The organism is Paenibacillus sp. P2(2022) (assembly GCF_029522175.1).
GTDB classification, from domain to species: Bacteria; Bacillota; Bacilli; order Paenibacillales; family Paenibacillaceae; genus Paenibacillus; species Paenibacillus polymyxa.
Window position 1 is genome coordinate 46,225 of record NZ_JAKWFI010000009.1, and the last position, 19,800, is coordinate 66,024.

The following is a 19,800-nucleotide window of genomic DNA, read 5'->3' on the forward strand; positions in this document are numbered from 1 at the left end:
CGTGCCGTAGACGGGCTTCTTTTTTTATTTTCCATGAGTAATTATTGTTCTGCGCAACAGGTATAACCTGATGAAGGAAGTTCATAGACATATTCACGGTGAGACGGCGAATATACTGGGTACATATGCATCCAGGACAGATCTGCTAGATCTGCCGGATAGCCATAGCGGGGTACGGGAGGTAAAAACGAATGCTGAGTACTTATGGGTCTTTCCTGCCCTTACGTGTGCTGGAGGAAATTCGTCATTGGAAGCAGCAGGAAAGTTGGCACGTGGAAGTGATTAAATCTGCTACTGAAGGGCTAGAGCCTGCTTATGTGCGGCTGCTGGATGATTGGCGAACCGTATTTGAACAAACGGAACGCACCGCCATCGAGCTGCTCGAAGAGCAACGGAGCGCGCTTGATCCGGCAGAACAGGCATGGCAGCATCAATGGAAAAAAGAGTCGTCTGTTCCTCAAGCACATACACACCAGCTGGATGAATCATCAGCACATTCAAGGGGATCAGACGCATCAGCAACTGGAGAGAAATCGTTGTCTGTTTCAGGCTTGAATTCACAGCCTGCCTCACAGGAATTAAATCGTCGACTGGACGATTTGCTGCAAACCGCGAACCGTCAATCACAAGAATATGTACGGCAGCTAGGTTTGCTGACTGAACACAGTCATGCATTGCGTCAACAGCCAAAATCCGCCGGAGTTGTAATACACGCAGCACATGAAAGTCAATATTTCCTGATCTCAACCACTCCCTTTCAAGAGCCCGGCTCCATCGCGCGAGCCGCTGGGTTGTATCATGTAGCGGCAGAGGGTGAGGATTACCCGGAGCAAGCGTTTCGAGAGCGGCATGCCGGCATGAGAGGAGAGGGTTCTGGGGCTACTAAAGGCGTCCAGTCCGGCCAGGCTCAACCTTCGCCAGCAGAAAAGTCCTTAATCGGTCGCCCGGTCCCTATTGGCGGACATCGGCTCCCTCCGCTTCCTTACCCTTATAATGCGCTTGAACCGTACATTGATGAAAAAACGATGCGTATTCACCATGACAAGCATCATTTGAGCTATGTGAATGATCTGAATAAAGCGGAAAAGAAACTGGAAGAAGCCCGAAAAACAGGTGATTTTGACCTCGTAAAGCATTGGGAACGTGAACTGGCATTTAACGGTGCAGGTCATTATCTGCATACTCTTTTTTGGACGATCATGAGCCCTCAAGGCGGTGGAAACCCAAGCGGACCGCTGGCTGAACAGATTAAAAAGGATTTTGGCAGCTACGATGCCTTCAAAAAGCAATTTAGTTCAGCAGCCGAAAAGGTCGAAGGCGGCGGCTGGGCCATTCTGGTGTGGAGTCCGCGCGCCGGGCGGCTTGAAATTTTGCAGGCCGAAAAGCACCAGAACCTGACTCAATGGGAGTCTATTCCGCTGCTGGCGATCGATGTGTGGGAACATGCATATTACTTAAAGCATCAGGCTGAACGCAATAAATACATCGAAGATTGGTGGCATGTCGTCAACTGGCCTGAGGTGGAAGCGCGCTACGCTCAAGCCTCCAAGCTGAGATGGCAACCATTCTAAGCTAAAATAAACTACACCTGCAAATCGTATCGCTCTCTGAGCGCTGCCATCTGTTCTGCCAATCCTTCCAGTTGCACCAGCGAGCCATCGGCAGGCAAAATGGCCGCCCGACTCTCAACTACACGGCGTAGCGATGCTGTGTACGCCTCGACAGACGGCACTCCGGCCAGCTCTGCCAGGCTGCCCATCGTTGCCGGATTAACCCGGGGATAATCCGGCTGCTGCACGCCTGCCGGTGTATCCCCGGCTGCCTCCCGATAAAACTGCTGCACCGCCTGTGCGCGCTCTGCTCCGTGGCCCTCAATCATCACAAAGGCCGTGATGATATACGCCTTGGCCTGACGCCGCTGCGCAATGCCGCAAAACTTGCGTCCTCGGACGCTCACATCGTAATCCCCGGGACAGAAGGACCCGATGATTTCTCCAGTCTGCGCCTCGGCAGACCACGGGGCCAGCGCATCGGCAATCAGCCCTGCCATGAGCCGAAAATCCTCATGCAGGCTGATGGCCCGCTGCGGATTCGGCAAGATCAAGGACAGGTTCAGTACCCCCCTGTCCAGCATGACAGCTGCTCCACCTGAAGGACGCACGCATACCGACGTTCCTGAACTGCGCACTCGCTCCATCGCCTGTGGAGCGTTGGGAAGCCTGCGGTCCCGGTGACCAATCACAAGCGCTGCCGGATGCCGCCATACATGCAAAATGGGCGCAGCTCCTTTCCCTACTTGCCGACAAGCCAGCTCCTCCCAAGCCAGCGGAAACAATACGTCTTCCTGAGTAGTCATCAGTGGCGCTTCCAACCATTGCAACTCAGGCAATGCTGTTGTTGTTTCTGTTGAGCTATGTAAATGATCCATACGTTATCCCCTATCTTAAAAATAACTGTTATCCATAGGCTAATCGTAATTTTCAAGGCAGCATGCTGCTATTTTTTTATTTCATCTTCTTCACAGTAGCTATCCCATTGTCACTATTACCGATGTTAACAAAAAAAGGCGGCTACGCCTATGCGTAAACCACCTTTTTTTATCACTAACCATTGCATTCTGTTCAATTATTCCTTGATCAGGGACAAGAACTCTGCGCGTTGTGCTGCATTATCACGGAACGTACCGCGTACGGCAGATGTTACCGTTTTGCTGCCAGGCTTTTTGACACCTCTGGCACACATGCACAAGTGTTCGCCTTCCACGACCACCATAACTCCGTGAGCGGAGACCGCTTCATTTAGAATATCAGCGATCTGCGATGTAATACGCTCCTGTACCTGCAATCGGCGGGTCACCGCCTCCACCAAACGGGCTAGCTTGCTTAGTCCTACAATTTTACCGCTGGGTACATAGCCGATATGCACTTTTCCGAAGAAAGGAGCCATATGGTGTTCACACTGACTGTAGTAGACAATATCCTTCACGATTACAAGCTCCTCGTGATTCTCGTCAAATGTCACACCCAGCGCATCCCGTGGATCAACCTCATAACCCGCAAATATTTCCTCATACATGCGCGCAACGCGTGCCGGTGTTTCCAACAAACCTTCACGCTTGGGGTCCTCACCGATCAGTTTTAAAATCTGCTCCACATGGTACTCGATTTTATCCCGGTTATCCGCAGCTTTGCGGTTAATATAATCTTTTACGCCAGCCACAGTAATCCTCCTCTATGCAGCAACCTCATGCGGCATCCGTACTCACGTTGCTCATTATTTCCGACGGCCCTGATTTTTACGCGCACCAGGCTGATTTTTGGAGAACTGTTGGTTCTTCATCATCTGCTGGGCTTTTTGCATCTGTTTCCCATTCAGGTTGTAGCCCATCTGTTTGGCCATTTTTTGCAGCGTTTCAGGGTCGTTCTGCATCTTTTCAAGCTGTTTGCGAAGATAATAAGCACCGATGAAAAATCCCCCGACCAAGCCAACAATCAGGGTAATAATCGGAATGACAATATTCCACACCACGAAGTCGTCACCTCTGTATATTTATATGAGACATCTTGAATTACACGAACTTATCATAGCAAAACATGGGACAGCTAGCAAATTACTTTTTGCAAACATATGTCCTTATTCCTTCTCCAAATCCAGCAGCTTCATTTTGACTGGCAAGCCTCCGGCATAGCCAACCAAACTACCGTTTGCACCCGATACACGGTGGCATGGAAACAGGATAGGCAATGGATTTTTGTTATTGGCTTCGCCGACAGCACGTATCGCCTTGGCTCGTCCAATCGATTCTGCAATATCTTGATAGGACACACTTTGTCCGTACGGAATATTTTGCAGTGCGCGCCATACCTGCTCTTGAAAAGGAGTGCCTCTCAAATCATAGGCTATACTGAATTCCCGTCGTTCTCCCGCAAAATATTCACGCAGTTGTTCTGCAGCTTCGCGCAGCTTTTCCGGCTCCTGTACATAGACATATTCCCCGACCCATGTCCGGGCCCATTGCTGAAGCAATGCTTCCTTCGCATAAAAAGAGCCATAGTCAATTCGGCATAGCCCTCGATCCGTAGCACACAGCGTCAGAGTGCCCACAGGCGTCTCCATTTCGTCATAATAAATCTTAGTTGGACCCTGTGAATCCTCCGTCTTTAATTCAGCAGAAGTTTGCTGCTCTGCCTGCTCTTGTTCCGCTAGCTTGGAATGCGCCTGCGCGATCATTTCGCGTACTTGCTCATGTTGTTCCTTCTCTGATGCTTGCTTGATCGCTGTCATAGCGTTTTCCCCTCCTATTCGACTCAAAGCCCACGCCGCCGTGCCTCGCAGCTCGGGACGCGGATCATCCAATAAAACCTCCGTCAATTTGGGCACCGCGCTAACATCCTTGAAATTTCCAAGACCAATGACTGCATTGCGTTGAATCGGCTTCTTCCCCCGCCAAGCCGCTGCACTTTGACCAAACCGGTCTTTGAATTCGCGATTGCTCAAATCCAGTAATGGTAACAGCAACGGCTTTACAATTTCAGGATCGGGTGTAAGCTCGGGATGATGATCCCAGTTAAGGCCTCGATTTTTGGGACATACGATTTGACACGTATCACATCCATACAGCCGATTCCCTATTTTCAGCATAAACTCCTCGTCCAAAAAGCCCTTGGTTTGCGTTAAAAAGGATACACACCGCTGGGCATTCAGCTGTCCCGGACCTACAAGCGCACCGGTAGGACATGCATCCAAACATTTGGTGCACTCTCCGCAACCATCCGTAACCGGTTCATCGGGCTGGAAGGGAATGTTCGTCAACAGCTCCCCGAGATAAATCCATGACCCCAGTGTCGGTGAAATCATCATCGTATTTTTGCCGCTAAAGCCAATTCCTGCGCGTTCCGCAACGGCTCGGTCCGACAATTCTCCGGTATCCACCATGTTTTTCAACAGTGCATCAGGTACCCGCTCACTTATAAAAGCCTCAAGCTTTTCCATCGCTTCGCGCAGTACCAGATGATAATCTTTGCCCCAGGCTGAACGCGCCATAATACCACGGTATTTGCCCTTGTCCGACTTCGGCGGGTCCTTCATTTTCGAAGGATACGCCACCGCAATGGCAATCAGGGATGCGGGCTGCGAGCCATACAGCTCTGGATAGATACGCTTATCAATATCAGGCTCCTCAAAGCCGGATTCATAGCCTTTAGCACGGTGCTCTTCCAATATAGCTTTCAGAGACAGAAAGGGATCGGCGGATGCGAACCCGATGGAATCAATCCCCAGCCCTGGAGCTGCCTCAATAATTTCCTGCTTGAGCGAAGCCCAAGTCGAAGCCGTTCCGGTCGCCGTCCGAGTTAGTTCGCGTTGCATCCGATACTCACCTCTCTTTCACAATTCTTCGTGACAGATAGGAGAATGATGTATCATTCTCCTATCTCAAATTTCAACAGAAAATAGCAGCAGATGCTACCGTAAATTTTTAACAGCACTCGTCGCCAGAAAATCACAGCGATTATTCAGTTCGTTGTCACTGTGGCCCTTCACCTTCACATATTCAACCTCATGCTTACCCATTAGTGCCCATAGTTCTTCCCAAAGTTCCTTGTTCTCCACCGGCTGATTTTTACTGTTGCGCCAGCCATTACGGAGCCAATTCTTAATCCAGCCTTGTTTGAAGCAATTGACGACATAGGCAGAGTCACTGTGTACTTTTACACGGCACGGCTCCTTGAGCAGCTTCAGCGCTTCAATCACCGACTTGATCTCCATGCGGTTGTTTGTCGTCATCTTTTCGGCACCCGACAGCTCCTTACGATGCTCTCCATACAGCAAAACAATCCCCCAGCCCCCTGGGCCCGGGTTCCCCGAACAAGCACCGTCGGTATAAACCATCACTTCTTTCATCGTCCTCTTCCTTTCCTGATTGGGAATCGCTGATCCGTTGTAGCTCTGATCGGGTCGCACGTATTCCGCATTGATTTCAGACTCATAACTGCTCTATAGCCACTTCCACTCCGAGATCGGCCAAAATATAAACTCTGCACGTCCCAGTAAATCTTCAGACTTAACGCTGCCAAAGTACCGGCTATCCTTGCTTGCAGCCGTATGGCGATTATCTCCCATGACAAAGAAGTGTTCTGGCTCCACCGTAAAAGGACCGTAATCACCATCCTCCACGTCCGAGTTGGTGTACGGTTCATTTAGCAGCTCACCGTTTACATATAAATGATTATGCTCAATCCGAATGACATCTCCGGGAATACCTATGACTCTTTTCACTAAAAATCTTGGGCTGGACAGTTTGGAATCGGGATCTTTTAAAATCACAATGTCCCCTCTTCCCGGATCATGAAAATTATAAACCAGCTTGTTAACGAACAAATGCTGGCTTTCCATTAGCGTCGGCTGCATCGAATGTCCTCTGACCGTAGACAAGTTAAATACAAACAGGTTCAGAAGCAGTAAGACAACCATCGCGATCAGCAGAGTGACTAACCAATCGCGTATGTAACCAGAGCGACCTGCCTGTTTGGACGTTTCCGGTGAAGGAAGCGGGTCTGACGAAGGAGCCAAAGCGTCCATAATTAACCTCCTCAACCCTGTTATAAATAGAAAAGCATATCCCGTACCCGATTGCAACGGTTACTCAGATATGCTCTAAATGTAAATATTATACTTCGTTTCTGTATATCGAATACCGATTAATGAGGTGCCAAAATACTCAGCTTCTGAAACGCCTGTAAAATCTGGCTTGCTCCGTAGCCCATAGCTTCGTACAACGGCATGGCCGCACTGTTATGCTTGTCCCCTGCTACCCAAATACGGCTAACCTTACGTTGCTGAAAACGCTGCTCCATGGACTCCACAAGCGATTTCCCGATTCCCATCCGACGATGATCCGGGTGAATAGCAATACGATAATAACAACCATGATTCTGATCAATCGTGCCAATCAGGGCACCAACGATCTCTCCCTCTTCTTCGGCAACGACGATCAAACCGGAATCCCACGAAAGCTGACGGGCAAAAGCACCCACCGTCTCTTTGTAGCACTCCTCTGACAAGGCAATTTGCATGAGTTCCGTTACTGAATTCACATCACTTAATTGAAAGGAACGAACGTGCATAAGTAATATCTCCCTTTTCGTAAGCATAATAAAAAAATTGAGACAGCACCGTCATTTTTACATAAATCCATAAAGCGCTTATCATGGTGTTAATCACAAGGCATTATGATAAAAATGCATACGATCTGCTATATATGAAATGAAGAACAGGAAAAGGGTGTGTGCCCTCAAGTTCGTCATGTCATAGACATGACAGCTTATAGCAGACGACAAAAAAGCCCAAAATTCTGCTTCCTTGACCATTAAACCATACTTTTTGACGGAATACATCCTTTTTTCTCATGTAAGCGCTGTATATAAAGCGTTTACATTTTTGAGGGGCAAATTTACCTCTTATTACCTATGTATTACGTATTCCAATCAGGTTTTTGGACATGCTAGCTACCAGGCCCTATTGCTCAGTTTGGTATTTTACAAACAAAAATGTTGAAAAAATAGGCCGAATGCGGTTTAATATAACTATCGAGGGTATTATTACATAGGAACACTTACCCAACCATATAACCAGGAGGGATTTTATTATGGCATTTCAATTACCAGAACTTCCTTACGCAAAAGACGCACTGGAACCACACTTTGATGCACTGACAATGGAAATTCACCATGATCGTCACCATAACACATATGTTACGAACTTAAATGCAGCTCTGGAGAGCGCTCCTGAACTGCAAAGCAAAAGCCTGGAGGATCTGATTTCCAATCTGGACAGCGTTCCTGAAAGCATCCGCACTGCGGTTCGCAATAACGGTGGTGGACACCACAACCACAGCCTGTTCTGGGAAGTTATCGCTCCTAACGGCGGTGGACAGCCAACAGGTGCAATTGCTGAAGCCATCAGCAACGAACTGGGCGGCTATGACAAGTTTAAAGAAGACTTCACTAAAGCAGCTACAACTCGTTTTGGTAGCGGCTGGGCTTGGCTGGTTGTCGGCAAAGACGGCAAATTGGCGATCACTAGCACTCCAAACCAAGATAGCCCGCTGTTCGAAGGTCTGACTCCGGTCCTTGGATTGGATGTTTGGGAGCATGCTTACTACCTGAAATATCAAAACAAACGCCCAGACTACATTGCAGCTTTCTACAATGTAATCAACTGGGATGAAGTTAACAAACGTTACGCAGCTGCAAAGAAATAAGCCAGTAACAACATTCTTATCCTAAATCATGAAGGGCTGTCTCAAAAGTAGATTTTCTACGAATGAGACAGCCCTTTTGGCATTCTGTGGTAAACTGGTGGAAATCATTTTTTATTACAGTCCCTGGAGGGTAATGGATGCAGACTTTTTTTCGTTACAATTGGATGATTCGGGAACAATGGTACCGCTGGTGTGAAGAGGTGCCGCAGGAGGAACTGCTGAAAGAACGCATCGGCGGAGTTGGCGGAATTCTAAAAACGCTCTTTCATATCGTTGATGTAGAATGGAGCTGGATTCAAATCATTCAAGGCAAACCTGATTTTCAGGAAGACTTCTCTCAGTATAATACGCTGAATAAAGTCCGCGAGCTGGATGCAAAGTTTCGACTCGATGTAGAGCCGTTCGTACTCGCCTGGCATGAAGGTCTGGAACGAAAAAGGTTTGAAGATCACCTCCCGGACGGCAGAATTGCGATTGATGCCTGGGGCGAGGTAATGCGCCATGTCATTGCCCATCAGATTCATCATATCGGGCAGTTATCCGTATGGTCGCGCGAGCTCGGCAAGCCTTCGGTATCAGCCAATGTGATCGGCAAAGGGCTGATTGAGAGCGATCCCTCCCTATAAGTACGATACCCCCAAATAAAAAGGAGTAGAAAAGAGCCTGCAAGCTCTTTCTACTCCTTTTTATTCATAAACTTCGATTCATTCCTTAAGATATTACTTTTGACCTCTTGCTCTTGATCATACCGTAAGCCAATGTAAATAATGCTCCACATAACAGGGCAATCAGATGAGCAACAAGATAATTGATATGACCGTGGTTATCTGATGCTGCAATTGCAAAGCCAGGAAGAGCCGTGGTTCCGAATCCTATGGCTGTCAGCTTGCTTAAATATACATATGCCCCTGCAACCATTCCTCCAAGGCAACCAGCAATTAAAGGGAATTTATACTTTAAAGTGACCCCGAAGATGGCTGGTTCCGAGATTCCAAAAAGTACAGACCCGAATGCAGAGTAACCCAGTTCTTTAACCTTGGTGTCTTTGCGATTCAAAAGAACATACCCCAAAACGGCGCCCCCTTGAGCCATCAAAGCTACCGATGCCAACGGATTAATAAAATTTCTGCCTGTATCGGTTAACAACTGTGCTTCTACCGCGCCCATAACATGGTGCAAACCCGTAATAACGATGATCTGCTGAATACCTGCAAAAAACATAAAGCCGAATATCCCTAGGTTTTGCGTCATCCAGAGCAACGAAACAGTCACCAGACTGGCCAACTCTCTCCCAAGAGGACCGATAATGGTAAACAGAAGCAGGGAAGAAACAAAGACCGTCAGCAAAGGGGCCAAAAATAGTTTAATCATGTCTGGAACCTTTTTGTTAAAAAACTGATCCAACTTGGCTACCACATATCCCATCATTAGAGCAATAATAATACCGCCCTGAAAGCCAACCAACTGTACGGGAAGCCCGAAAAGACTGATCGATTCCGGATTTTGGCTTCCTTTAGCTACCTCAAAAGCATCCGCCAAGGCCGGATGAAGCATAATCGCACCTAGCACAAGCCCGAGAATTGGACGACCACCGTATCTCTTGGTTGCAGAATACACAACAAGCAGCGGGAGGATGGTGAAAATCCCTGTGGAAACGATCTGAACAAAGCGATTGATCCCTTGGAAAATTGGATACATCTCCACAATCGATTTAGGGCCGAATAGCCCCTTTTGACCTAGAAGACCGGTTATCCCCATTAACAATGCGGCGGCAAGAATTCCAGGCATGATCTCAATGAAGACATCTGACAGCGATTTAATCGCTTTCTGAAAAGGATTTTGCTTTTGTGCGGACTTCGATTTGACATCACTTAATGACATATCTTCCGTTCCAGTCAGTTTGGAGAACACAGCATAGATATTATTGACCAACCCTGCTCCAAAAATGATCTGCAGTTGATCCCCTGCTATGAAAACACCTTTAACCAGATCAATATCTTCAATCTTCTTTAATTCCGCTTTTTCATTGTCCTCAAGGACAATTCTTAGTCTTGTGGCACAATGGGCCACACCGATAATGTTCTCTTCACCACCGATATATTTTAAAATTTCTTGAGATATTTGCTTATAATGCTTTTCTTTTGCTTCCATCTAGTAAAACCTCCTCTAGCTGAATCAGATGTCCTCTTTAACAAATCTCCAGAACATGCCTAAAAAGTCCTGCTTCACCCTGGCAAGCGTTATGCCAACATGCATTAATTCATCACCACCGAACAGCTCACCAGTTTCTATATTTCTGTAAACGTAGTCTGGATTCAGACCTTTGAATTTTAACGTTTTAATCGCAGCAGCCGGTTGGGATAAAACCTTGAAATAGCTGGCCGCCATTTCCGTTTGATCCTCTGACACAAAGCTCCATGCGGCTTCATTTTCATCAAATGGATTAATAATTCTGTAAAACTTTCCAAACTGAATGAGCGATCTCATTTCTTTATACAGAGCTATCTGTTGTTTTACCACTTCTTTTTCTTCAACGGTTAATGCCGTCAGATCCAGCTCATATCCTAAATTCCCGGCCATGGCGACATAACCTCTGGTCTCCAATGGAGTTATTCTGCCCACTTGATGGTTAGGTACCGTGGAGACGTGTGCGCCCATCGTAATCGGAGGGTAGACAAGACTTGTTCCCCATTGAATTTTCAGTCGGCAAATGGCATCCGTATTATCACTTGTCCAGGTCTGAGGCATGTAATAGAGCATACCGGCATCAAAACGGCCTCCTCCACTAGAGCAGCTCTCGAATAAGACATGAGGAAACTTCGATGTAAGCTCTTCCATAACACTGTAGAGCCCCAGAATATAACGATGCGCCGTCTCCCTTTGTCTTTCAGGTGGTAAAGCGGCCGAACCCACATCTGTCATGTGACGATTCATGTCCCATTTCACATAAGTAATTGGAACATCCGATAAAATGTCGGAAACCGACTTAACGATGTACTCACACACTTCCTTCCTCGATAGATCCAACATAAGCTGATTTCTGCCCAACGTATACGGACGATCAGGGACATGGATACACCAATCGGGATGCTTTCTGTATAAATCGCTGTCTATGGATACCATTTCAGGTTCAAACCACAAGCCAAACTCCATACCCAGATTTCGAATGCGGTTGGCAAGATCCGGTAAGCCATCTGGAAGTTTGCGTCGATCCACCACCCAATCGCCTAATGATGTATTGTCATCATCCCGTTTGCCAAACCACCCATCATCCAATACAAACAGCTCCACTCCTACACTTTGAGCTTCCTTCGCCAACTGCTCAATCTTGTCGGCATCAAAGTCAAAATAGGTGGCTTCCCAGTTATTAATCAGGATCGGCCGCTCCTTGTCACGAAATGGTCCACGACATAATCTGTTCCTGTATAAATCATGATAAATTCTCGACATACCACCCAAGCCATTTTCGGTGTATACCATGACGACTTCTGGCGTTTGGAAGGATTCCTCTGGTTCAAGCAACCATGTAAAATCAAAAGGATTAATCCCCATCGTAACTCTAGTGTTCCGATAGGAATCAACCTGAGTCTGGGCCGTAAAGTTCCCGCTGTACACCAGATTAAAGGCGTACACTTCGCCCTGTTCTTCATCTGTTCCTTCCCTTACAAGTGCCATAAAGGGTGCTTGTTGAGGGCTGCTGGCTCCGCGGCAGCTGTCTACCATTTGAATCCCGGGTAAAATTTTTCGTCTTGCTATATTTTTTTCATTATTATGCGCACCGTACAAGGTAATGAGTTCGTACTCATCATCACGAAAATCCACACTAGCACTTAATGCTCTAAGCAACTTTAGCTGCTGCTGACCTTCATTATCGAAACGGACTGAACGGGTAATGACATCCCCTTTTTGATATAGGCTATAGGATAGTACAACCCTTACATCAATTAATGGGTCTTCAAGGATGATTTCCAGTGTTTCTACTTCGCCATCATCCTCCGCATACGTAGAAGGAAGCCCTTTCAATTTTGGTTTGCCTTGGTAAACCCGATGTTCTTTATACCGAAAATCTGTCACTGTAGAACCATTCTCCAATTGAAGCTGATACGCAGGAATCCTGAAGTCACTATTTCCAAATGACGGGTATTCCTGTGGGATGGTATCCAGTGAAAAGGCTCGATCCGCCCCATCGGGATTAGGTGAAAATCCTCTATCCATGAAGATGATTTTGTTGCTCCCCCGATAGGTCTGAATTCTCTTCCCCCAATACAGATGAGCTAAATAACCATCACGTATAACCTGCATGACATAACTCGTATTGCTGCCTTGTAAATGGAATAAAAGCTTCTCTTTATCAATGTATATAGCCATAGTAACCCCCTTGTAGCGCCAATAGTAATATTTTCAAAAAATATAAATTATGTTGTTTCCTTGTTTCTTACACCCTAATAATAATTGAATAGTTTTAATAATTATATGGAATAATGTAGACTCTATATGAAACGGTGTGATAATATGCAGAGATGAATTAAGAGGTGAAACCAAATGAGTTCGCATTTTTCCAATCATTCCTATAACAACCTGGATCTTAATTTATACACATGTGGCAAAGAGAGCTGTACCAGCAAACACTCTTATGGTCCAGCCATTCGAAGCGGGTATATGGTGCATTTTATTTTAAAAGGAAAAGGGATCTTTAAAGTCAACGATAAAATCTATCATTTGGAGAAAAACGATGCTTTCTTTATTGAGCCGAAGGTTTTAATTTACTACGAAGCGGATGAAGTCGACCCGTGGGAATATGCCTGGATCGGTTTTAATGGGGTGCAAGCCAAAGAATATCTAAGCCGAACCTGTATCAATAGGAATAATCCCATTTTCCAGTTCGAAGCCGAGGGCAGCCTTGCCCGCTGTATGGAGAGCATCGTCGTTTCTTCTACGCTGAAATCCAACAAAGACCTGCTGCTTGCATCCAAGTTGTATGAATTTCTATATCTGATGTTTGAACTTTACCCTAATCAGGAAGTCAACAATGAGGTAAGACAGCAGCGGTATATTAAAGAAGCGCTTCTCTTTATTCAGCAAAACTATTCACATTTCATTACCGTAAGTGACATTGCCAAGTACATTTCAATTGACCGTTCATATTTGCACCGTTTATTTAAACAGCAACTCAATAAGTCACCGCAGGAATTTTTATTGCACTTGAGGATTGAAAAATCATGCTCCCTATTAAAAAACACTTCCCTGAAAATCGGAGATATTGCTCGATCAGTAGGGTATAAAGATGTACTCCTATTCTCCAAGATGTTCAAAACGGTCAACAAATTAACTCCATCCGAATACCGAAAAAATCACCAAAAATAGCACGCTTTGTTCACAACTAAGTTAGGCATTTTCATTCCAGAAACAAAAAAATAGCGGCAGCATGGAGTAACCTTAAGTCCATACTGCCGCTATTTTATCAACATCAGTTCCCATTTTGCTTCGTATAATACTCGGTGATCAGATCAAGGAACACCTTGGGAAACGCCAAGGTGGACATATCCGCCTCGCTGATCCAGCGGTACCCCGCTGGCAAGGTGCTACTCGCCTGATCCGCCTGCTCAGCGAGCGCAATCAACGCACCTGGCTTCGCCGCGGTGCTGTAGCTGGCCCGCTGCTCGGCAGCCAGCGGCTGTTCGCCCGCCTTCCCGGCAGGGGAGGCGACCTCTTCACACTGGAACACACGCAGGTTCCAGTGAATGTGGCTGAACGTGTGCTCCGCCTCACGTACAAACCGCACCGGGCGCGCATGCACGCCCTCTGCCAACAAATGAGCCGCCAGGTGATCCATGGCTGGCTCATCCGGCACCGGGCCGTTGTAACCCTCCGGCCCGGCAAGCTCATGCGGCAGTTCCCACATGCGGGCCAACAGGCCCTTGGCCGGGCGTTGCCGTACAAGCAGGCGACCTGTGTTCGCGCCGCTGCCCTCGATGAAGGCGACGGAACGCGGCTCCAGGCGCGGCGGCTTCGCTTTTGTTTTGACTGGCAGCGTCTCCTCGCGGCCTGCCAGCCTGCCCGAGCAATGCTCCATGACCGGACAGGTCAGGCAATGGGGCGACTTTGGCGTGCAGACTAGCGCTCCCAGCTCCATCAGCGCCTGATTAAAATCAGAGGCTCTCCCTTCGGGAATCAGCTCCCTGACCAGACTTTCCATATGCGACCGCGTGCTACCCTTCATAATATCCTCTTCAATGAGGAAATAACGTGACAGCACACGCATCACATTCCCGTCTACAGCAGGCTCTGGTCGATTAAAGGCAATGCTCATAATGGCCCCCGTCGTATATGGACCTACACCTTTCAGTGCCGCAACAGCCTGCGTATCATCCGGCACCTGCCCACCGTGAAGCTCAACTACCTGTTTCGCTGCCATTTGCAAATTCCGGGCCCGTGAATAATACCCCAGCCCTTCCCATAGCTTGAGCACATCCTCCTCGGGCGCTTCCGCCAGCGCTTCAATCGTCGGAAAACGTGCAATAAAGCGATTAAAATACGGAATGACCGTATCGACACGTGTCTGTTGAAGCATAATTTCCGAAATCCAGATATAAAAAGGATTGCGATGGCGGCGCCACGGCAAGTCGCGTTTATTACGTGTATACCAATTCAACAGTTCAAAGCTAAAATAGCGCTTTTGTTCCAATGTATTTGTAGTCATCCCATCACGTCTCCTTATATTCGACAATCACAAAAGCAGAGGCAATGTTAGGCTGATGTGTAATACTCAAGTGAATGCTGTAATTCGAGTCACCCGTATTCGGCAATCTCAGTCGATCCCACGCAGACGAAGACAAATAAACTACGGGCTTCCCCCCAGGTTCAGGTAAAATATCCATATCGCTGAACCCGATGATTTGTCCAATTCCACAGCCGAAGGCTTTCGTTATCGCTTCCTTGGCAGCAAAGCGCCCTGCTACGAACTCCGCTAGCCTTCCCTTACGTTCCACTGCAAGCTCGCGTTCTGCCGGGGTCAATACCCGATTCAAAAATGCATCTGCATATTTACCTGCCAAAATATGAGCCATACGGCTTATTTCCAGCACATCATGTCCAATTCCGTAGATCATTTGGGTATTCCCCGCCCTTTTTTTACTTTACTGGATCTATTGTAACAGTGCGTCCACACCCTGGCGAGTCGCAAAGGGGTAAAAGCGTCACCAAAATATGTTAAAATGAGAGATGCAATCAGTGAATGCTTGAAATTCGCGGATATGCCGGTTTAAAAACTCCCGTAGAAAGGAAGGATAGGATGTCAGAAACGATTGTGGTTGAAGCAGGTACCGATGCAGGAACAGATGCGGTGATCCGTGCCTCCTGGTTTCCCGCTAAAAATACGGCCAAAAGCCTGCTCATCATCGCTCATGGCTACAAAGGATTTAAGGATTGGGGTATGTTCCCCTTTATAGCAGAAGCATTGAGTATGGATAACCATGTGGTAACCTTCAACTTTTCACATAATGGCATAGGTGAGGATCTGGAGAATTTTACCGAGCTGGAAAAGTTCGCACGCAACACCTATAGCCGCGAACAAGAAGATTTGGTACTATTGCTGTCCAATCTGAGAGCACGCCATGAATTCAGAGAATTGCCGTTGTTTCTGTTAGGACATAGCCGAGGTGCGGGAAGCTGCTTTGTATATGCTCTAGATCATCCCGGCGAGATTGCTGGCGTCATTTCATGGAATGGCGTAACAGATCTTGATCTGTTTACTTTACCACAAAAAGAGGAAATGCGTGCCAAGGGACGCAGCTATGTGCAAAACGCCAGAACCGGGCAACAGCTTCCGCTGGATGCTGTCATTCTGGACGACCTGGAGCATAATCGCGAGCGTTTTGCCATTGTAGACAGACTTGCCAACAGCCAGCTCCCAGTTGTGCTTATCCAGGGAACCGAAGACTCCAAACGTCTACGGGAAGGCTCTGCCCAACTCACCTCCGTTCGTCCCGATATCGAGTGGGTACAAATTCAAGGCGGCAATCATACTTTTAACACGGTTCACCCATTCCAGGGAGGCAGTCTTCAACTGGATCAGGCGATTACCGAAACCCGCCGCTTCATTGACTGGATCACCAATTAGGCAATAGCCCCTTCAATACAAACGGCGATCCGCCAGGCGGATCGCCGCATTTATTTAGTTTAGCATTTTACAATTCCAAAATGATTCGTGCTTACACTCCTGGAATGCTTGTCCGCTTATGTGCTGTACGTGTAAAAAAGCTTTCCAGCTTTTCGCGGGCTGCGGGATCAATTTCCTTGCCTTCCAGATAGTCGCTGTTTGCTTCGTAGGAGATCCCCAGTTCCTTTTCATCCGTCTGGCCTTCCCACAATCCTGCTGTAGGCGCTTTGTCCAAAATAGCCTGCGGAACTCCAAGATAGCTGGCTAACAAACGTACCTGACGTTTGTTGAGCGTACTGAGCGGTGTAATATCGACCGCACCATCGCCCCATTTGGTATAAAAGCCTGTAATGGCTTCTGAAGCATGATCTGTACCCACGACGAGCAGGTTCAGTTCATTCGCGAGTGCGTACTGAACCACCATACGTGTTCTTGCCTTTACATTCCCTCTCACTTGCGGAGTGATGGAACGTTCCAGACCCATATCCTTTAATGCATGCTCCACTTCCACGGCAACCTCATCCACGGCTTCCTTAATGTTCGTTTCCCCAGCATATTTCAAATTGAACGCTTTAGCCACTGCGTAGCTATGATCGATATCTTCCTGTTGACCATATGGTTGGAATACACCTAGCGTTTTGTATTCTTGCCCTTGCTCCTGCGTCAACTCATCTGTAGCCTGCTTGCACAAGGCGGCAGCTACGGCACTGTCAATCCCGCCACTAATGGCGATCAACAGCCCTTTGCTTCCTGTTTTTGTTACGTACGACTTGAGGAAATCCACACGCTTGCGGACCTCCGCCTCTACGTTGATCGTAGGCTGTACTCCCAATTCAGCAATAATCTGTTCCTGCAAACTCATCAGATAAGCACCTCTTTTTTAGGAATTTCCTTCACAAGCCAACACGCAAAAGCCCCGGCAAGTTTCGCAGGCGAAAAATGCGGGGGCATAGCTTGAGCAGTCTTACCGGCAAAAACGGTCAAATGCACCGGTCAAATCAGCAGCAATCTGATCTGCCGAACGATCTTCGATCTGATGACGCTCGATGAAGTGAACCAGTTCGCCGTCTTTCAGCAGCGCGATCGAAGGGGAAGATGGCGGATACGGTGCGAAAAATTCGCGAGCCTTCGCCGTTGCTTCCTTATCCTGTCCCGCAAAAACCGTATACAGATGATCCGGCGTAATATCATGCTTCAGCGCTTCAGCTATACCCGGGCGGCATTGGCCTGCGGCACAACCGCATACCGAGTTCACAACCACCAGCACTGTACCTTTAGCATCAGGCAGCTTGGCCTCCACATCTTCAGAAGTACGCAATTCCTGAATCCCAAGATTCGTCAGTTCATCGCGCATAGGCTGAACTGAATCTCTCATATATTGATCGAAAGACATAGACATATTCTTTCACTCCTTTTCATTAAATCATGTATACTACGTTTCTAATTTCATCCTGTGCCGTAGTAAAGGCATGGACATCTAAAGCCCATTATACAATCTTTTTCACGTAATTTGCAAAAAATCCGGTTACATCTTTGCACAATTATTTCTGTATCGAATTTATGACAGGAGGCTCAGAATGCTCCCGATAAGTCGGAATGGTTCTGCGCAGACGGACTTTAAACTGTGTGCCCATTCCCTCCACCGAATCTACGGCAATCGTACCGTGATGACGCTCTACTATACTTTGACATAAGGCCAGACCCAAACCTGTACCTTTCGTTTTGGTTGTATAAAAAGGCTGGAACAGCTTTTCAAGCTGTTTTGGCGGAATTCCCGGACCGGTATCCCTCACTTCCAGTTCGACAAAATCCCCTTCCTCATGAGTAGAAATGGTCAGCACGCCCTTTTCCCCCATAGCTTCCATCGCATTACGCGATAAATTAAGCAGCAATTGCTTGATCTCCTTAGGGTTCAGATGCAGCATCGTTACATGATCCTCCAGCTTTAACTCAATCGTCTGTCCCCTCAGGTTGGCATCTGCCCACAATAGAGGTGTTAGTTCACGAATGATGTCATGCAGATGACACTGCTCCTTCTCGACAATCCGATTCTGGGCCAGGGAAAGAAAATCATTAATAATCCCATTCGCCCGATCCAGCTCCTCCATTACGATGCGGTAGTAATGGCCTAGAGAATCAGGGCTTTTCTCGCGCATAAGCTGTAAAAACCCGCGCACAACCGCCATCGGATTACGTATTTCATGAGTAATGCCCGCGGCCATCTGCCCGACCAGACTGAGCCTCTCAAAATTGCCCAGCTCACTGCGGAGCGTCTCCAGCTCTGTAATGTCCTGCAAGGCGATAATGACGCCTGTGGTTTGATTCATATGTTTATCCCGAAAAGGGAGGAAACTTGAAAAGAATACTTTGGGAGATACATTTATAAAATCAGCGCCTGCTTCTCCTTCCAATGCTTTCGCAACTCGTTCGTTAACTACAGGCGAAGCGCTAAAACCGTACAACGTGTTTAAAGGACGCCCTACGACCTCAGGCAGTGTAATATAGGGATCGAAGTCCCGGTAGAGCTCCAGCATCGTTTTGTTCATATGTATAACTCGTTCTTCGCTGTCCAAAGTAACAAGAGATAATGGCATCAAATCCATGACTTGACGCAGCTTATCCACTTCGATTAAATATTTGCTCGTAAACTCAGTTACATCTCGCCGCAGCGTCAGTTTCTCAAAGGAATTATGCATCAGACTTACGACCGCAAAACTTGCCAACACACCTACAGCAACATTCCAAAACGTTGTAAGCAGATCAGGAATGTATACTGAAATGTTCTGTTTGCCCCACAATAGTGGTAATAAAGCCTTAAGCAGCATATCAGCCACAACATATGTGAAAATTACGAGCTTTTTGTCCAACAATGTTCCTCTTTGAAAAAACTTGACATGCAGTAGCATAAAAGGAAAAAGGATAAAAGCAGTGCCCACATACATTGGGGACATTTCTATCGACTGCGCTATAATTAGGACACCCGTCAATGCAGAAGCAGCGAGTACAAAGGAAGTGCGACGTGTACCGTACATGACGCCCACAGTAAGGGGAATAATACCGAGATTGGAAGGTAGGCCATATGGAGGCTGGTATTGAAAGAGCGAACATAGCAATATGGCTGGCAAGCAACACAAATAAAGTATTCCTTGATGAGGTCCGGGAAGCAGATGGCCTGCCCAAACCTTTTTCTTGTCTCCATAATCCGTTAATATAGAGAAAAAACCCGCCGATATAACGGCAAGGAGAACTTGGAGCACACTTTCCTTTAACGCAATTAACAAGGACTTCTCCCCCTCATCATCTTTCCTTGACGCCGTTAGTTGAATTAAAGCACAGGCTACAATATATTACAATATATGTGTTAAAATCCCGGTGTAGAACG

At 47.1% G+C, this 19,800-nt stretch carries 19 protein-coding genes; 5 read left to right on the forward strand and 14 right to left on the reverse strand.

Features of this window, described 5'->3' with window-relative positions; genetic code table 11:
* The first annotated feature begins 191 nt into the window (after positions 1 to 191).
* A complete protein-coding gene (locus MMB75_RS21870) occupies positions 192 to 1,571 on the forward strand; it encodes a Fe-Mn family superoxide dismutase (RefSeq protein WP_017428439.1) in 1,380 nt (459 codons plus the stop codon).
* Positions 1,572 to 1,582: 11 nt separating this feature from the next.
* Here the strand turns inward: MMB75_RS21870 and MMB75_RS21875 are convergent, their stop codons facing one another.
* The 7 genes from MMB75_RS21875 to MMB75_RS21905 form a co-directional block, all read right to left on the reverse strand.
* Positions 1,583 to 2,428, reverse strand: a complete 846-nt coding sequence (locus MMB75_RS21875) for a lipoate--protein ligase family protein (protein WP_031462868.1) — start codon at positions 2,426 to 2,428, stop codon at positions 1,583 to 1,585.
* A 197-nt stretch (positions 2,429 to 2,625) separates the two neighbouring features.
* Positions 2,626 to 3,219, reverse strand: coding sequence for a GTP cyclohydrolase I FolE (folE, locus tag MMB75_RS21880; protein WP_013369415.1), 594 nt, complete (start codon positions 3,217 to 3,219; stop codon positions 2,626 to 2,628).
* Between the two features lie 54 nt (positions 3,220 to 3,273).
* Positions 3,274 to 3,528 carry a YneF family protein gene (locus MMB75_RS21885; protein ID WP_013369414.1) on the reverse strand — a complete coding sequence of 85 codons (255 nt, stop codon included), beginning with the start codon at positions 3,526 to 3,528 and terminating at the stop codon, positions 3,274 to 3,276.
* Positions 3,529 to 3,633: 105 nt separating this feature from the next.
* On the reverse strand, positions 3,634 to 5,367 hold the full coding sequence (queG, locus tag MMB75_RS21890; RefSeq protein WP_025364019.1) for a tRNA epoxyqueuosine(34) reductase QueG: 1,734 nt from the start codon (positions 5,365 to 5,367) through the stop codon (positions 3,634 to 3,636).
* A gap of 96 nt (positions 5,368 to 5,463) precedes the next feature.
* Positions 5,464 to 5,901 (reverse strand): ribonuclease HI, encoded by a 438-nt coding sequence (gene rnhA / locus MMB75_RS21895; RefSeq protein ID WP_016819337.1) that lies wholly within the window; start codon positions 5,899 to 5,901, stop codon positions 5,464 to 5,466.
* 93 nt (positions 5,902 to 5,994) lie between these two features.
* The gene (lepB, locus tag MMB75_RS21900; protein ID WP_016819338.1) at positions 5,995 to 6,579 is read right to left on the reverse strand and encodes a signal peptidase I; all 585 of its coding nucleotides are present in this window, start codon (positions 6,577 to 6,579) and stop codon (positions 5,995 to 5,997) included.
* A gap of 119 nt (positions 6,580 to 6,698) precedes the next feature.
* Positions 6,699 to 7,124, reverse strand: coding sequence for a GNAT family N-acetyltransferase (locus MMB75_RS21905; protein ID WP_013369410.1), 426 nt, complete (start codon positions 7,122 to 7,124; stop codon positions 6,699 to 6,701).
* Positions 7,125 to 7,645: 521 nt separating this feature from the next.
* Here MMB75_RS21905 and MMB75_RS21910 point away from each other — a divergent pair.
* Together MMB75_RS21910 and MMB75_RS21915 are read left to right on the forward strand one after the other, a co-directional pair.
* Positions 7,646 to 8,260: a superoxide dismutase gene (locus tag MMB75_RS21910; protein WP_277510751.1), complete on the forward strand. Its 615-nt coding sequence runs from the start codon at positions 7,646 to 7,648 to the stop codon at positions 8,258 to 8,260.
* Positions 8,261 to 8,397: 137 nt separating this feature from the next.
* Positions 8,398 to 8,886 (forward strand): DinB family protein, encoded by a 489-nt coding sequence (locus MMB75_RS21915; RefSeq protein WP_277510754.1) that lies wholly within the window; start codon positions 8,398 to 8,400, stop codon positions 8,884 to 8,886.
* Positions 8,887 to 8,971: 85 nt separating this feature from the next.
* Here the strand turns inward: MMB75_RS21915 and MMB75_RS21920 are convergent, their stop codons facing one another.
* Together MMB75_RS21920 and MMB75_RS21925 are read right to left on the reverse strand one after the other, a co-directional pair.
* Positions 8,972 to 10,411: a PTS transporter subunit EIIC gene (locus MMB75_RS21920; RefSeq protein ID WP_016819341.1), complete on the reverse strand. Its 1,440-nt coding sequence runs from the start codon at positions 10,409 to 10,411 to the stop codon at positions 8,972 to 8,974.
* Between the two features lie 24 nt (positions 10,412 to 10,435).
* A complete protein-coding gene (locus MMB75_RS21925) occupies positions 10,436 to 12,628 on the reverse strand; it encodes an alpha-galactosidase (protein ID WP_016819342.1) in 2,193 nt (730 codons plus the stop codon).
* Positions 12,629 to 12,802: 174 nt separating this feature from the next.
* Here MMB75_RS21925 and MMB75_RS21930 point away from each other — a divergent pair, with 174 nt between their 5' ends.
* The gene (locus MMB75_RS21930) at positions 12,803 to 13,624 is read left to right on the forward strand and encodes an AraC family transcriptional regulator (protein ID WP_250251520.1); all 822 of its coding nucleotides are present in this window, start codon (positions 12,803 to 12,805) and stop codon (positions 13,622 to 13,624) included.
* Positions 13,625 to 13,727: 103 nt separating this feature from the next.
* Here the strand turns inward: MMB75_RS21930 and mutY are convergent, their stop codons facing one another.
* Together mutY and acpS are read right to left on the reverse strand one after the other, a co-directional pair.
* Positions 13,728 to 14,960 (reverse strand): A/G-specific adenine glycosylase, encoded by a 1,233-nt coding sequence (gene mutY / locus MMB75_RS21935; protein WP_277510759.1) that lies wholly within the window; start codon positions 14,958 to 14,960, stop codon positions 13,728 to 13,730.
* A gap of 4 nt (positions 14,961 to 14,964) precedes the next feature.
* On the reverse strand, positions 14,965 to 15,369 hold the full coding sequence (gene acpS / locus MMB75_RS21940; protein ID WP_045245121.1) for a holo-ACP synthase: 405 nt from the start codon (positions 15,367 to 15,369) through the stop codon (positions 14,965 to 14,967).
* Between the two features lie 182 nt (positions 15,370 to 15,551).
* Between acpS and MMB75_RS21945 the strand changes: the two genes are divergently transcribed.
* A complete protein-coding gene (locus tag MMB75_RS21945) occupies positions 15,552 to 16,379 on the forward strand; it encodes an alpha/beta hydrolase family protein (protein WP_016819346.1) in 828 nt (275 codons plus the stop codon).
* Between the two features lie 91 nt (positions 16,380 to 16,470).
* Here the strand turns inward: MMB75_RS21945 and nadE are convergent, their stop codons facing one another.
* The 3 genes from nadE to MMB75_RS21960 all read right to left on the reverse strand — a co-directional run bounded on the left by nadE (position 16,471) and on the right by MMB75_RS21960 (position 19,699).
* Positions 16,471 to 17,280, reverse strand: coding sequence for an ammonia-dependent NAD(+) synthetase (gene nadE, locus MMB75_RS21950; RefSeq protein WP_016819347.1), 810 nt, complete (start codon positions 17,278 to 17,280; stop codon positions 16,471 to 16,473).
* A gap of 102 nt (positions 17,281 to 17,382) precedes the next feature.
* Entirely contained in the window at positions 17,383 to 17,817 is a 435-nt protein-coding gene (locus tag MMB75_RS21955; RefSeq protein ID WP_016819348.1) for a BrxA/BrxB family bacilliredoxin, read from the reverse strand.
* Between the two features lie 142 nt (positions 17,818 to 17,959).
* Positions 17,960 to 19,699, reverse strand: coding sequence for a two-component system sensor histidine kinase NtrB (locus MMB75_RS21960; protein WP_031462859.1), 1,740 nt, complete (start codon positions 19,697 to 19,699; stop codon positions 17,960 to 17,962).
* Positions 19,700 to 19,800 lie beyond the last annotated feature (101 nt).

Excerpts from the sequence above, each read along its gene's own strand:
- MMB75_RS21955 (WP_016819348.1), bottom strand. The coding sequence starts at position 17,817 with ATGTCTATGTCTTTCGATCAATATATGAGAGATTCAGTTCAGCCTATG.
- MMB75_RS21925 (WP_016819342.1), bottom strand. The coding sequence starts at position 12,628 with ATGGCTATATACATTGATAAAGAGAAGCTTTTATTCCATTTACAAGGC.
- MMB75_RS21910 (WP_277510751.1), top strand. The coding sequence starts at position 7,646 with ATGGCATTTCAATTACCAGAACTTCCTTACGCAAAAGACGCACTGGAA.
- lepB (WP_016819338.1), bottom strand. The coding sequence starts at position 6,579 with ATGGACGCTTTGGCTCCTTCGTCAGACCCGCTTCCTTCACCGGAAACG.
- MMB75_RS21875 (WP_031462868.1), bottom strand. The coding sequence starts at position 2,428 with ATGGATCATTTACATAGCTCAACAGAAACAACAACAGCATTGCCTGAG.
- queG (WP_025364019.1), bottom strand. The coding sequence starts at position 5,367 with ATGCAACGCGAACTAACTCGGACGGCGACCGGAACGGCTTCGACTTGG.
- nadE (WP_016819347.1), bottom strand. The coding sequence starts at position 17,280 with ATGAGTTTGCAGGAACAGATTATTGCTGAATTGGGAGTACAGCCTACG.
- rnhA (WP_016819337.1), bottom strand. The coding sequence starts at position 5,901 with ATGAAAGAAGTGATGGTTTATACCGACGGTGCTTGTTCGGGGAACCCG.
- MMB75_RS21930 (WP_250251520.1), top strand. The coding sequence starts at position 12,803 with ATGAGTTCGCATTTTTCCAATCATTCCTATAACAACCTGGATCTTAAT.
- MMB75_RS21915 (WP_277510754.1), top strand. The coding sequence starts at position 8,398 with ATGCAGACTTTTTTTCGTTACAATTGGATGATTCGGGAACAATGGTAC.
- MMB75_RS21920 (WP_016819341.1), bottom strand. The coding sequence starts at position 10,411 with ATGGAAGCAAAAGAAAAGCATTATAAGCAAATATCTCAAGAAATTTTA.
- MMB75_RS21870 (WP_017428439.1), top strand. The coding sequence starts at position 192 with ATGCTGAGTACTTATGGGTCTTTCCTGCCCTTACGTGTGCTGGAGGAA.
- MMB75_RS21905 (WP_013369410.1), bottom strand. The coding sequence starts at position 7,124 with ATGCACGTTCGTTCCTTTCAATTAAGTGATGTGAATTCAGTAACGGAA.
- acpS (WP_045245121.1), bottom strand. The coding sequence starts at position 15,369 with ATGATCTACGGAATTGGACATGATGTGCTGGAAATAAGCCGTATGGCT.
- MMB75_RS21945 (WP_016819346.1), top strand. The coding sequence starts at position 15,552 with ATGTCAGAAACGATTGTGGTTGAAGCAGGTACCGATGCAGGAACAGAT.
- mutY (WP_277510759.1), bottom strand. The coding sequence starts at position 14,960 with ATGACTACAAATACATTGGAACAAAAGCGCTATTTTAGCTTTGAACTG.